Source organism: Streptomyces sp. SID14478 (assembly GCF_010548525.1).
Lineage (GTDB): Bacteria > Actinomycetota > Actinomycetes > Streptomycetales > Streptomycetaceae > Streptomyces.
Map to the genome: position 1 here is coordinate 1 of NZ_JAAGMG010001031.1, position 12,127 is coordinate 12,127.

Consider the following 12,127-nt stretch of genomic DNA (forward strand, 5'->3'; position numbering starts at 1 on the left):
GCCCTGGGCGCCCGCATCGTCCCCGACACCCCGCAGGCGGGCCTGAACGCCGCTCTCGCGCACGGAGCGGCCCGCGTGCGGTCCGAACGCCCCGCGGCACCGCTGGCGGCCCTGAACGCCGATCTTCCGGCGCTGCGCCCCGCCGAATTGGCCCGTGTTCTCGCCGCGGCGGCCGCATTCCCCCGGGCCTTTGTGGCCGATGCCGCCGGAATCGGCACCACGCTCTTGTCCGCGGCGCCCGGCGCGGAATTGCTTCCCGCATTCGGCACGGCCTCCCGCGCCCGGCACGCGGCGTCCGGCGCCGCGGAACTCCCCCTCGACGGCGTCGACTCCGTACGCCAGGACGTCGACACCGGCGACGACCTGCGCGCCGCTCTCTTCCTGGGCGTGGGCCCGTACACGGCGAAGGCCGCGACGGGGCTGCTGACCCTGGACTGAGTACGCTGCCTGCATGCAGGCCACCGCGTACACGTACGACCCCGATTCCCGCTCCGGCAGCGTCCTCCTGGACGACGGCACGCCGCTGGCGTTCGACGCCGCCGCGTTCGACGTGGGCGGGCTGCGCCTGCTGCGCCCCGGACAGCGCGTACGCATCGAGGTCCGAGGGGAGAACGAGCAGCGCAGGATCACGCTCGTGACCCTGCAGACCTTCTGAACCGCAGGTCGCGCACGCCTCCGGACATGCCGCGGGCCGGGCTCCCCGAGGGGAGCCCGGCCCGACGCGTGAGCAGCCGTTGTGGCGCAGGCCCTTACTTCTTGCGGGCGGTGGCCTTCTTGGCGGTGGTCTTGCGCGCCGTCGACTTCTTGGCGGGCGCCTTCTTGGCCGTGGCCTTCTTGGCGGGCGCCGTCTTCTTCGCGGTGGCCTTCTTGGCGGTGGCCGCCTTCTTGGCCGGAGCCGCCTTCTTGGCGGTGGTCTTCTTCGCGGTGGCCTTCTTGGCGACCGCCGTGGTCTTCTTCGCCGTGGCCTTCTTGGCGGCCGCGGTGGTCTTCTTCGCCGTGGTCTTCTTCGCCGGCGTGGCCTTCTTGGCGGCCGCCTTCTTGGCCGTCGTCTTCTTGGCCGCGGCCTTCTTGACCGTCGCCGAAGCACCGCCGGTCAGGCTGCCCTTGGGCGCCTTCTTGACCGCGACGTCGTTCTTCGGGAGCTTCTTCGATCCCGCGACGAGGTCCTTGAAGCCCTGGCCCGCACGGAAACGCGGAACCGACGTCTTCTTGACCCGGACGCGCTCACCCGTCTGCGGGTTGCGGGCGTAACGGGCCGGGCGGTCGACCTTCTCGAACGAACCGAAGCCGGTCACCGAAACGCGGTCACCACTGACCACGGAACGGACGATGGCGTCCAGTACGGCGTCGACAGCCTCGGCGGCCTGCTGACGGCCACCGACCTTGTCGGCAATCGCTTCTACGAGCTGCGCCTTGTTCACGTCTTCCCCTTCGGAGACATTGCCGGAGCGAATCTCTTTCGACCCGGCTTTTTCGCACGTTAGGCAGATATATACCGCAAATCAAACACGAAACGGGCTAATCACCCTTGTGCCGCAACGAACTCGGCTGTCTCAGAGTTCCTCTTCGGGGAGTGAGCCCTCTTCGAAGTCGTCGAGGTCCGCCCTGAATCGCTCCAGACGCCTTGCCGCACCGGCGAGATCGTGTTTGGCCGCGGCCGTGATGGCCAGCAGCTTCCGGGTCAGCGCCATCCGTACGCCCTCCGGGACTTGCAGTGCGCGCACTCTGGTGTGCGCTTCCTTGAGTTGGTCCGCGACCGCCGCGTACAGCTGGAGTTGGCCGTCGTGTTCCATGCACAGATTGTGCCATCTGGGGCGAGTTGTCGCCTCCGCAGGGGGTAACTCCCGCCCCGTAAGGGCCTCCTGGACCCTGCCGCGACACGCCCGCTCAGAGCGGCGCCGACCTTCGCGTACCCCGGGAACACCCTTGGCATTCAAGGGAGTTGAGAGGCACCGCAGACCACCCGTTCAGGTCAGTCGGGGGCCTGCGGGGCCGGATACAGAAGTACCCCCAACCGGTGCTCGATTGGGGGTACGAGGCCTGCGGAAGTGGCCTGAATGAGCCTTGCAAAGCGCCTTGCGCGGCGCCGGATCAGGTCGGGGTCAGACCTGGACCGTCTGCGGCTTGTGGGCGGGGCGCTTCGCTTCGTAGGCCGCGATGTCGGCCTCGTTCTGCAGGGTGATGCTGATGTCGTCGAGGCCGTTCAGCAGGCGCCAGCGGGAGTTCTCGTCGAGTTCGAAGGAGGCGGTGATGCCCTCGGCGCGGACTTCGCGTTCCTGCAGGTCGACCGTGATCTCGGCCTGCGGGTCCTTCTCCACCAGGTCCTGGAGCGCGTCCACGACCTTCTGGTCCAGAACGACGGTGAGCAGGCCGTTCTTGAGGGAGTTGCCGCGGAAGATGTCCGCGAAGCGGGAGGAGATGACGGTCTTGAACCCGTAGTTCTGCAGGGCCCACACGGCGTGCTCACGGGACGAGCCGGTGCCGAAGTCGGGCCCGGCGACCAGCACCGTGGCCCCGGCGCGCTCGGGCCGGTTGAGCACGAACTCGGGGTCCTTGCGCCAGGCCTCGAACAGCCCGTCCTCGAAACCGTCCCGCGTGACCTTCTTGAGCCAGTGAGCAGGGATGATCTGGTCGGTGTCGACGTTGCTGCGGCGCAGCGGGACGGCCCGGCCGGTGTGCGTGGTGAATGCTTCCATGGCTGATCAGACTCCAGCGGGCGTACGGGCGTCGGCGTCGGACAGGTCGGCCGGGGAGGCCAGATGGCCCAGCACGGCGGTGGCGGCGGCGACCTGGGGCGAGACCAGGTGGGTGCGGCCGCCCTTGCCCTGCCGGCCCTCGAAGTTGCGGTTGGAGGTGGACGCGGAGCGCTCGCCGGGGGCGAGTTGGTCGGGGTTCATGCCCAGGCACATGGAGCAGCCCGCGTGCCGCCATTCGGCGCCGGCTTCCTTGAAGACCTTGTCCAGGCCCTCGGAGACGGCCTGCAGGCCCACCCGCGCGGAGCCGGGCACGACCAGCATCCGTACGCCGTCGGCGACTTTGCGGCCCCCGACGATCTCGGCGGCGGCACGCAGGTCCTCGATACGGCCGTTGGTGCACGAACCTACGAAGACCGTGTCGACCTTGATGTCCCGCAGCGCCTGCCCGGCGGTCAACCCCATGTATTCCAGGGCCTTTTCGGCGGCGACGCGCTCCGAAGCGTCTTCGTACGAAGCCGGGTCGGGGACGTGCGCGGAAAGCGGTGCGCCCTGGCCGGGGTTGGTGCCCCAGGTGACGAACGGGGACAGTTCCTCGGCCTTGATGAAGACCTCGGCGTCGAAGACCGCGTCGTCGTCCGTGCGCAGCGTCTTCCAGTACGAGACCGCCTGATCCCACTCCTGGCCCTCGGGGGCGTGCACACGGCCCTTGAGGTAGGCGAACGTGGTCTCGTCCGGGGCGATCATGCCCGCGCGGGCGCCGGCCTCGATCGACATGTTGCAGATGGTCATCCGCGCTTCCATCGACAGCTTCTCGATGGCCGAGCCGCGGTACTCCAGGATGTAGCCCTGGCCGCCGCCGGTGCCGATCTTCGCGATGATGGCCAGGATGAGGTCCTTGGCGGTGACGCCCTCGGGCAGTTCGCCGTCGACGGTGATGGCCATCGTCTTCGGGCGGGCCAGCGGCAGCGTCTGGGTGGCCAGGACGTGCTCGACCTGCGAGGTGCCGATGCCGAACGCCAGCGCGCCGAACGCGCCGTGCGTGGAGGTGTGCGAGTCGCCGCAGACCACGGTGGTGCCCGGCTGCGTCAGGCCCAGCTGCGGGCCCACGACGTGCACGACGCCCTGCTCGACGTCGCCCAGCGAGTGCAGGCGCACCCCGAACTCGGCGGCGTTCTTGCGCAGCGTCTCCAGCTGTACGCGCGAGACCGGGTCGGCGATCGGCTTGTCGATGTCGAGGGTCGGGGTGTTGTGATCCTCGGTGGCGATGGTGAGGTCGAGGCGCCGCACCTGGCGTCCGGCCTGACGCAGACCGTCGAAGGCCTGCGGGCTGGTCACCTCGTGCAGCAGGTGCAGATCGATGAAGAGGAGGTCGGGCTCGCCCTCGGCGCGCCGGACGACGTGGTCGTCCCAGACCTTCTCCGCGAGTGTCCTACCCATCGCTTTCCCTCCGGCCGGCAGAGGTGCGCCGGCCCAACTAGAGATTCGGATCGCCGTCGCTCGTACCCCTCGTACCGGACGTCGGCTACCGGGCCCGTTGGTCCGCGGGCCGGTGTCCGTACAGAGTGGCAAGTTCCACGGGAAATTGAACTTGCGTTTCACAGAGTGAGACGGGAGTATCGACGCATGGACAACAGTAGCGGCGTCGGCGTCCTGGACAAGGCAGCCCTTGTCCTGAGCGCCCTGGAGTCCGGACCCGCGACACTTGCAGGACTTGTCGCGGCCACCGGACTGGCAAGACCGACGGCCCACCGCCTCGCGGTGGCTCTCGAACACCACCGGATGGTGGCGCGAGACATGCAGGGCCGGTTCATTCTCGGCCCGCGCCTCGCGGAGCTCTCGGCGGCGGCCGGCGAGGACCGCCTGCTCGCGACCGCTGGCCCGGTGCTCACGCATCTGCGGGACGTCACGGGCGAGAGTGCCCAGCTCTACCGCCGCCAGGGCGACATGCGCATCTGCGTCGCCGCGGCGGAGCGGCTGTCGGGACTGCGGGACACGGTCCCGGTCGGTTCGACGCTCACGATGAAGGCGGGCTCGTCCGCGCAGATCCTGATGGCCTGGGAGGAGCCGGAGCGCCTGCACCGCGGCCTCCAGGGCGCCCGCTTCACGGCGACGGCCCTGTCGGGCGTACGCCGCCGCGGCTGGGCCCAGTCGATCGGTGAGCGCGAGCCGGGCGTCGCGTCCGTCTCGGCGCCCGTGCGCGGCCCCTCGAACCGCGTGGTGGCCGCCGTGTCGGTCTCCGGCCCCATCGAGCGCCTGACGCGCCACCCGGGCCGGATGCACGCCCAGGCCATCATCGACGCGGCCGGCCGGCTCTCCGAGGCCCTGCGCCGCACCGGTTGATCCGGTCGCTCCAACTTCCCTTGCTCTCCCGCCCGTTCCCGGCCGGTCGCTTCAACGCCGCAGCGACCGGCCGGAGTTGTGTCCGAGGTCGCAGCGCGCCCGGTCAACTGCCGCACGCGAGAAGGCCCTTCCCGATTGCTCGGGAAGGGCCTTCGATCGTTCGCGTACCCCCGACCGGATTCGAACCGGCGCTACCGCCTTGAGAGGGCGGCGTGCTAGGCCGCTACACAACGGGGGCCTTGCGGATGCGAGATCCGCGGTTGCAGATGAGCTCTGCGAGCTGGCCTACCAGGACTCGAACCTAGAATGACGGTACCAGAAACCGTAGTGTTGCCAATTACACCATAGGCCACAGAGGTTTAGACCAATTCGGTCTTCACCACGCGTACCCCCGACCGGATTCGAACCGGCGCTACCGCCTTGAGAGGGCGGCGTGCTAGGCCGCTACACAACGGGGGCCCTAGCGATCCTGCATCGTGGTCGGCGGGAGCTACCCGTACCGTCCTCGCGGGAAGGATCTGTACCCCCGACCGGATTCGAACCGGCGCTACTGCCGTGAGAGGGCAGCGTGCTAGGCCGCTACACAACGGGGGCGCTGTGGATCTGGAATCCACGGTTGCAGATAAGCTCTGCGAGCTGGCCTACCAGGACTCGAACCTAGACTAACGGAACCAGAAACCGTCGTGCTGCCAATTACACCATAGGCCACCGAAGCACAACCCCCGAGGGGGATCTTGCTTGGCTTGCGCTTGTGGGTTTCGGCCTTGCGGCTCGCTTCCCTCGGCGCAGGAAGAACATTACCCGAAGGTCTCCGGCGCTCCAAAACGGGTATCCCGCGCCAGCAGCGGCGACAGCTGGTCAAGAGCCGTGATGCGCACGAGCTCGGGCCGGCCGCCGATCTCCGCCCGGTCCAGCCAGATCCCGGCCAGGCCCGCCTCCACCGCTCCACGGGCGTCGGTGTCCGGTTGGTCGCCGACGTACGCGACCTCGTGCGGGGGCAGGTCGAGCTCCTCGCAGACGGCGTGGAAGGCGGCCGCTTCGGGCTTGGCCACGCCCAGTTCGGCCGCGCAGACGACGGCCTCGAACCGGTCGCGCACGCCGAGGACGCGCAGCTTGCGGTCCTGGTTGTGCAGGGAGGAGTTGGACAGCACCGCATGCCGGTGGGTGGCGGCGAGGGCGTCGAGGGCGGGCACCGTGTCCGGGAACAGCGCCCAGGCCGCCTCGTAGTGCGCGAGGTAGCGCCGGAACCATCCGTCGGCCGCACCGTCGCCCAGCGCGTCCCCGACGAACGCCCGCACCCGCTCCCTGCGCTGCTCCTCCCAGGCGAGCTCCCCCGCCTCGAACCGCGCCCAGTACTCCCGCGTCAGCGCCCGCCACCGCTCCAGCGCGGGCTCGACGCCGCCGAAGCCGTCGAGGAGCCCTTCGGCGGCGAGGTGCTCGCGCATGCCGGTCGTGTCGGCCGTGGCGTAGTCGAAGAGGGTGTCGTCGATGTCCCAGACGATGGCGCGGATGGGCATGGGAAAACCTTATGCGCAGGCGCGCCCGGGCCGAGCCTCACCTCGACAGGCTCCGCAACAGCTGAAGACCGGCGCCGGTCGGGAGCGGCGATGGGGGGTGACCACAGAAGATCTGTGGTCACCCCCCATCGCGTCTGCCAGGAGCGGGCGCAGGGACTAGGCGGTCAGCTTCGCCAGTGCCGCGTCCACGCGGGTCAGGGTCTTCTCCTTGCCCAGGATCTCCAGGGACTCGAAGAGGGGCAGGCCGATCGTGCGGCCGGTGACGGCGACGCGGACCGGGGCCTGGGCCTTGCCGAGCTTGAGGCCGTGGGCCTCGCCGGCCGCCAGGACCGCTTCCTTGAGGGACTCCGGGGACGTCCAGTCCGCGGACTCCAGCTTTTCGCGGGCCGTGCGCAGGAGGGCGTCGGAGCCTTCCTTCATGGCCTTCGTCCAGCTCGGCTCGTCGAAGACGGGCTCCGGGAGGAAGAGGAAGTCGACGTTGTCCGTGATCTCCGAGAGGACCTTGAGGCGGGTCTGGGCGTGCGGGGCGATCGCCGCCCACTTCGCCTCGTCGAAGTCCTCCGGCGCCCAGGGCGCGACCGGCGCCTTCAGCCACGGCTCGCAACGGGCCGCGAACTCCTTGGGGTCGAGCAGGCGGATGTGGTCGCCGTTGATCGACTCGCACTTCTTGAGGTCGAAGCGCGCCGGGTTCGGCTGGACGTCCTTGACGTCGAAGGCCGCCACCATCTCGTCGATCGAGAAGATGTCGCGGTCCGCGGAGAGGGACCAGCCGAGGAGCGAGAGGTAGTTGAGCAGGCCCTCGGGCAGGAAGCCGCGCTCGCGGTAGAGGTTGAGCGACGACTGGGGGTCGCGCTTGGACAGCTTCTTGTTGCCCTCGCCCATCACGTAAGGCAGGTGGCCGAACTGGGGCGTCAGCTTGGCGAGGCCCAGGTCCTGCAGCGCCTCGTACAGCGCGATCTGCCGGGGCGTGGAGGAGAGCAGGTCCTCGCCGCGCAGGACGTGGGTGATCTCCATCAGGGCGTCGTCGACCGGGTTGACCAGCGTGTACAGCGGGGCGCCGTTGGCGCGGACGATGCCGAAGTCCGGCACGTTCTCCGGCTCGTACGTGATGTCGCCGCGGACCAGGTCCGTGAACGTGATCGTCTTGTCCGGCATCCGGAAGCGGACGATGGGCTTGCGGCCCTCGGCCTCGTACGCCTGCTGCTGCTCGGCGGTCAGCTCGCGGCAGTGGCCGTCGTAGCCGGAGGGCTTGCCGGCGGCGCGGGCCGCGTCGCGGCGGGCGTCCAGCTCCTCCGTGGAGCAGTAGCAGCGGTAGGCGCGGCCGGCCTCCATGAGCTTGGCCGCCACGTCCTTGTAGATGTCCATGCGCTGCGACTGGCGGTAGGGCGCGTGCGGGCCGCCGACCTCGGGGCCCTCGTCCCAGTCGAAGCCGAGCCAGCGCATCGCCTCGAGGAGCTGCTCGTACGACTCCTCGCTGTCGCGGGCCGCGTCGGTGTCCTCGATGCGGAAGACGAGCTTGCCCTCGTTGTGGCGCGCGAAGGCCCAGTTGAACAGGGCGGTGCGGACCAGGCCCACGTGGGGGTTACCGGTGGGCGAGGGGCAGAAACGGACGCGTACGGGTGCGCTAGCCACGCTTGACAACCTTGTTGGTGAGAGTGCCGATGCCTTCGATGGTGACGGCGACCTCGTCGCCGACGTTCAGGGGGCCGACCCCTTCCGGGGTGCCCGTGAGGATGACGTCGCCGGGCAGCAGCGTCATGGCCTCGGAGATGTTGGCGATCAGGTCCGCGATGGGCGTGATCATGTCCGACGTACGGCCGAGCTGGCGCTGGGCGCCGTTGACCGTGCACTGGATCGTCAGGTCCGACGCGGCCGCCACGTCGAGGTCCGTCTCCACCCAGGGGCCCAGCGGGCAGGACGTGTCGAAGCCCTTCGCCCGGGCCCACTGCTTCTCGCGCTTCTGCACGTCGCGGGCCGTGACGTCGTTGGCGGCGGCGTAGCCGAGGATCACGTCGTTGACGCGCTCGCGCGGGACCTCGCGGCACATGCGGCCGATGACCACGGCCAGCTCGGCCTCGTGGTGCAGTTCCTGCGAGAAGGACGGGTACTGGATCTGGTCGCCGGGGCCGATGACCGAGGTCGACGGCTTGAAGAAGGCGAAGGGGGCGTCCGGGACCTCGTTGCCCAGCTCCTTCGCGTGCTCCGCGTAGTTGCGGCCGAAGGCGATGACCTTGTTCGGGAGCACGGGCGGCAGCAGCCGGACCTTGCTGAGCGGGACCTTGCTGCCGGAGAGCTCGAAGTCCGCGAAGGGAATGCCCTTGATGATGTCGAGGACGAGCTCGTCAGGCTTGTCGCCCTCGACCGCGCCGAAGGCGACGTTCCCGTCGATGGAGAATCTGGCGATGCGCACGGGTTGGCTGCGCCCCTTTTGTGTCTTGCGGTGGGCCCGGGTTAGGGGGTCGGTCCCGACCAGGCTAACGCGGGGGGTGGGGGCGTGTTCCGTTGTGTGGCGTCGCGCCCGCCATCGGCCTGCTCACGCAGTTCCCCGCGCCCCTTCGGGGCGCTCTTCAGGCGACCGGGACGATCTCCGGAGCCACCATCAGGATCGTGCGCTTGGGGTTCGCCGTGTTCGCGGGAAGCGTGGCGGAGTGGTCCGGGACGGCCGGGGCGGCCTGGATCTCGTCGGCGTCCTTGAGGTGCGCCAGCGTCGTGCGCCGCGGGTTGGCAAGGTTGAGGAACATCGTGGTCGTCTTCATCGCTGCGCTCTGGAACCTTCTCGGTCGTCCGACGGGTTGTCTGATGGGCCATCCCTGTAAAGCGTCAGGCTAAACATCTGATTCCCGCCGAAAGCCGGGAAGTTGCGATCCACGGCATGTGAGTTTGCTCACGAGCGCACCCCCAAAAGGGGCACTTCGGGCCGTCAACTCGGGTACCCGAAACGGACATTGCGCCATCGAAGCCACCATTCCGCTCCCGATCGTCGCGACTGGGACACCCCCCTGCCGTACCTGGAACGACCGCAAATGCCCGGATTCCCCTAGATCACTTTCTACGTCTCGTGACCCTCTCCTCACATGGCGTCACGACCGGTGCGGCGCGCCCCTCGGGCCTTGTTGGAGATCCTGCACTGTGCTGGAATTCCCGGGACCGCCGCGGGACCCAACCGGCGCACAGGGGCGCGTGACAGCGCCGAGCTGCGGCGGGAAGGGGGAGCGAGCGCCGGTCACTTCACGACCACAGGGGGGCGTTTCAGGTCGCCCCTCGAACTACGCCGACACCGTCCTGTCCGCGCATGCGGGCGGGACGCCTGGTCCAGAGGTTGCGACGCTAGTGCAGGGACGTAAGAACAGGGATGGCAGCGCTGCGGCGGAGCCGGAGCCGCGTGGCGGGACCGGCCCGATAGGCGGCGGTTCCCAGCCCCCGCACGCCCAGAACCCGGGGCGCACGGCGTCCGTCGACGCCGGTGAGCGCGACGGGCGCTCCGCGGTGTCCGGCGGTTCGACCGCGCCCGCGCCGCCCTCCACCAAGACCAAGGGCTCCACCGGCCCCGGCCCCCGAATAGCCCTGCGCAACTGGCGCATCTCGACCCGTCTCGTCGCCCTGCTGACGCTGCCCGTGGTCGCGGCGACCTCGCTGGGCGCGCTGCGTATCGCCGGTTCACTGGACGACATCGATCACCTCGACAACATGAAGCTGTTGACCGAGATGACGAAGCAGGCCACCGACCTGGCGTCGGCGCTCCAGGAGGAGCGCGACCAGTCGGCCGGGCCGTTGTCCAACGGGACGAAGGCGACGGACGACTTCGGCGTCAAGGCCGCGCGGACGAAGACGGACCGCGCCGCCGACACGTTCCTCCAGGGCACCTACAGCGTCGAGAACGACGACGAGTCGCAGCTGAAGGGTGTGCACGACCACGTCGTACAGATCGCCTCCCAGCTCGGCACGATCAAGAGGGTCCGCGCCGACGCCTACGCGTCCGGCGTGACCACCTCGCAGACCATCGAGGCGTACAGCCGGATCATCGAGAACCTGCTGTCGCTGTCCACGGACATGGCGCAGGCGACCAGCAACCCGGAGATGATCGAGCGCACGCGCTCTCTCGCCGCGTTCTCGTCCGCCAAGGAGTACGCCTCCGAGCAGCGCGCCGTCATCGCCGCCGCCCTGCCGCCCAACAGCTCCCAGTTCGGCAAGCTGTCCGAGACGGACCGGCTGTACGGTCTCGCCGCGGCCAGCAACATGGAGAGCTCCCTCACCACCTTCCGCAGCGTCTACGGCGACGTCAGCGCGGAGGAACTGCTCAAGCCGCTCGACACGACCAACGACACGATCAAGGCCGCGGACAGCTACGCCAGCCGCGTCCTGTCCAAGCAGGACGGCATCAAGTCCCAGGACAAGCGCTCCTACAAGGACTGGGTCGACGCGGACAGCTCCCGTATCCAGGAGATGTCCAAGATCGAGCTGACGCTGCTCAACCAGATGGAGCAGCAGGCCCGCGAGCTGCGCAACGAGTCCGAGCAGTCCGCCATCATCAACGGTGCGCTGATCCTGCTCGTGCTCGGCGTCTCCCTCGTCGGCGCCTTCGTCGTGGCCCGCTCCATGATCCGCTCGCTGCGCCGGCTGCAGGACACCGCGACCAAGGTCGCCCAGGACCGGCTGCCCGAGCTGGTCAAGCAGCTGTCCGAGTCCGACCCGCAGGACGTCGACACGTCCGTGGAGTCGGTCGGTGTGCACTCCCGGGACGAGATCGGCCAGGTGGCCGCGGCCTTCGACGACGTGCACCGCGAGGCCGTGCGTCTCGCCGCCGAGCAGGCCCTCCTGCGAGGCAACGTCAACGCGATGTTCACCAACCTGTCGCGGCGTTCGCAGGGCCTCATCCAGCGCCAGCTCTCGCTCATCTCCGAGCTGGAGTCGCGCGAGGCCGACCCGGACCAGCTGTCGTCGCTCTTCAAGCTCGACCACCTCGCCACCCGCATGCGCCGTAACGGTGAGAACCTGCTCGTCCTCGCGGGTGAGGAGCCCGGCCGTCGGTGGACGCGGCCCGTGCCGCTCGTCGACGTGCTGCGTGCCGCCGCGTCCGAGGTGGAGCAGTACGAGCGGATCGAGCTGGCGGCCGTGCCCGCCACGGACGTCGCCGGGCGCGTCGTCAACGACCTCGTGCACCTGCTCGCAGAGCTGCTCGAGAACGCGACCTCGTTCTCGTCGCCGCAGACCAAGGTCAAGGTCACCGGTCACGCGCTGCCCGACGGGCGGGTGCTGATCGAGATCCACGACACCGGTATCGGCCTGTCCCCCGAGGACCTCGCCGCGATCAACGAGCGGCTCGCCGCGCCGCCCACCGTGGACGTCTCGGTCTCGCGCCGCATGGGTCTGTTCGTGGTCGGCCGTCTGTCGCAGCGCCACGGCATCCGCATCCAGCTCCGCCCCTCCGACTCCGGTGGTACGACCGCGCTGGTCATGCTGCCCGTGGACGTCGCCCAGGGCGGCAAGAAGGCTCCCGTCAAGCCCGGTCAGGGCGGCTCCGGCGGTCCGGCCGCGGCCCAGGCCTCCGTCGGCGCCGCCTCCGCGCGCCGCGGT

General features: G+C 69.4%; 12 protein-coding genes and 5 tRNA genes. 4 read left to right on the top strand and 13 right to left on the bottom strand.

Annotated features, from left to right (window positions below):
* Positions 1-438 (top strand): 2-phospho-L-lactate guanylyltransferase (gene cofC, locus G3I40_RS33125; protein ID WP_164306305.1); only part of this gene is annotated, 438 nt, incomplete at its 5' end.
* Positions 439-451: 13 nt separating this feature from the next.
* The gene (locus G3I40_RS33130) at positions 452-655 is read left to right on the top strand and encodes a hypothetical protein (protein WP_164306306.1); all 204 of its coding nucleotides are present in this window, start codon (positions 452-454) and stop codon (positions 653-655) included.
* A gap of 94 nt (positions 656-749) precedes the next feature.
* Here G3I40_RS33130 and G3I40_RS33135 read toward each other — a convergent pair whose 3' ends face one another.
* The 4 genes from G3I40_RS33135 to leuC all read right to left on the bottom strand — a co-directional run bounded on the left by G3I40_RS33135 (position 750) and on the right by leuC (position 4,133).
* Positions 750-1,421, bottom strand: a complete 672-nt coding sequence (locus G3I40_RS33135; RefSeq protein ID WP_164306307.1) for an HU family DNA-binding protein — start codon at positions 1,419-1,421, stop codon at positions 750-752.
* 132 nt (positions 1,422-1,553) lie between these two features.
* Positions 1,554-1,793 carry a hypothetical protein gene (locus tag G3I40_RS33140; protein ID WP_164306308.1) on the bottom strand — a complete coding sequence of 80 codons (240 nt, stop codon included), beginning with the start codon at positions 1,791-1,793 and terminating at the stop codon, positions 1,554-1,556.
* Positions 1,794-2,102: 309 nt separating this feature from the next.
* Complete coding sequence (gene leuD, locus G3I40_RS33145; protein WP_164306309.1) at positions 2,103-2,696, bottom strand: 3-isopropylmalate dehydratase small subunit; 594 nt, start codon at positions 2,694-2,696, stop codon at positions 2,103-2,105.
* A 6-nt stretch (positions 2,697-2,702) separates the two neighbouring features.
* Entirely contained in the window at positions 2,703-4,133 is a 1,431-nt protein-coding gene (gene leuC / locus G3I40_RS33150; protein ID WP_164306310.1) for a 3-isopropylmalate dehydratase large subunit, read from the bottom strand.
* Positions 4,134-4,319: 186 nt separating this feature from the next.
* On the opposite strand from leuC, the gene ndgR reads away from it, so the two are divergent.
* Entirely contained in the window at positions 4,320-5,036 is a 717-nt protein-coding gene (gene ndgR, locus G3I40_RS33155; RefSeq protein ID WP_164306311.1) for an IclR family transcriptional regulator NdgR, read from the top strand.
* A 165-nt stretch (positions 5,037-5,201) separates the two neighbouring features.
* Here the strand turns inward: ndgR and G3I40_RS33160 are convergent.
* The 9 genes from G3I40_RS33160 to G3I40_RS33200 form a co-directional block, all read right to left on the bottom strand.
* A tRNA-Glu gene (locus G3I40_RS33160) sits at positions 5,202-5,274 on the bottom strand.
* 42 nt (positions 5,275-5,316) lie between these two features.
* Positions 5,317-5,388: transfer RNA gene (locus tag G3I40_RS33165), tRNA-Gln, on the bottom strand.
* 34 nt (positions 5,389-5,422) lie between these two features.
* A tRNA-Glu gene (locus G3I40_RS33170) sits at positions 5,423-5,495 on the bottom strand.
* Between the two features lie 62 nt (positions 5,496-5,557).
* Positions 5,558-5,630 (bottom strand) — tRNA-Glu (locus tag G3I40_RS33175).
* Positions 5,631-5,672: 42 nt separating this feature from the next.
* Positions 5,673-5,744: transfer RNA gene (locus G3I40_RS33180), tRNA-Gln, on the bottom strand.
* A gap of 89 nt (positions 5,745-5,833) precedes the next feature.
* Entirely contained in the window at positions 5,834-6,553 is a 720-nt protein-coding gene (locus G3I40_RS33185; RefSeq protein WP_164306312.1) for an HAD family hydrolase, read from the bottom strand.
* Between the two features lie 156 nt (positions 6,554-6,709).
* Positions 6,710-8,194: a glutamate--tRNA ligase gene (gene gltX / locus G3I40_RS33190; RefSeq protein WP_164306313.1), complete on the bottom strand. Its 1,485-nt coding sequence runs from the start codon at positions 8,192-8,194 to the stop codon at positions 6,710-6,712.
* Positions 8,178-8,963, bottom strand: a complete 786-nt coding sequence (locus tag G3I40_RS33195; RefSeq protein WP_164306314.1) for a fumarylacetoacetate hydrolase family protein — start codon at positions 8,961-8,963, stop codon at positions 8,178-8,180. Before G3I40_RS33195 ends, gltX begins: the two co-directional genes overlap by 17 nt.
* A gap of 157 nt (positions 8,964-9,120) precedes the next feature.
* Positions 9,121-9,309, bottom strand: a complete 189-nt coding sequence (locus G3I40_RS33200) for a hypothetical protein (RefSeq protein ID WP_164306315.1) — start codon at positions 9,307-9,309, stop codon at positions 9,121-9,123.
* Between the two features lie 574 nt (positions 9,310-9,883).
* Between G3I40_RS33200 and G3I40_RS33205 the strand changes: the two genes are divergently transcribed.
* The coding region (locus G3I40_RS33205; RefSeq protein WP_164306316.1) for a nitrate- and nitrite sensing domain-containing protein at positions 9,884-12,127 on the top strand (2,244 nt) is incomplete at its 3' end.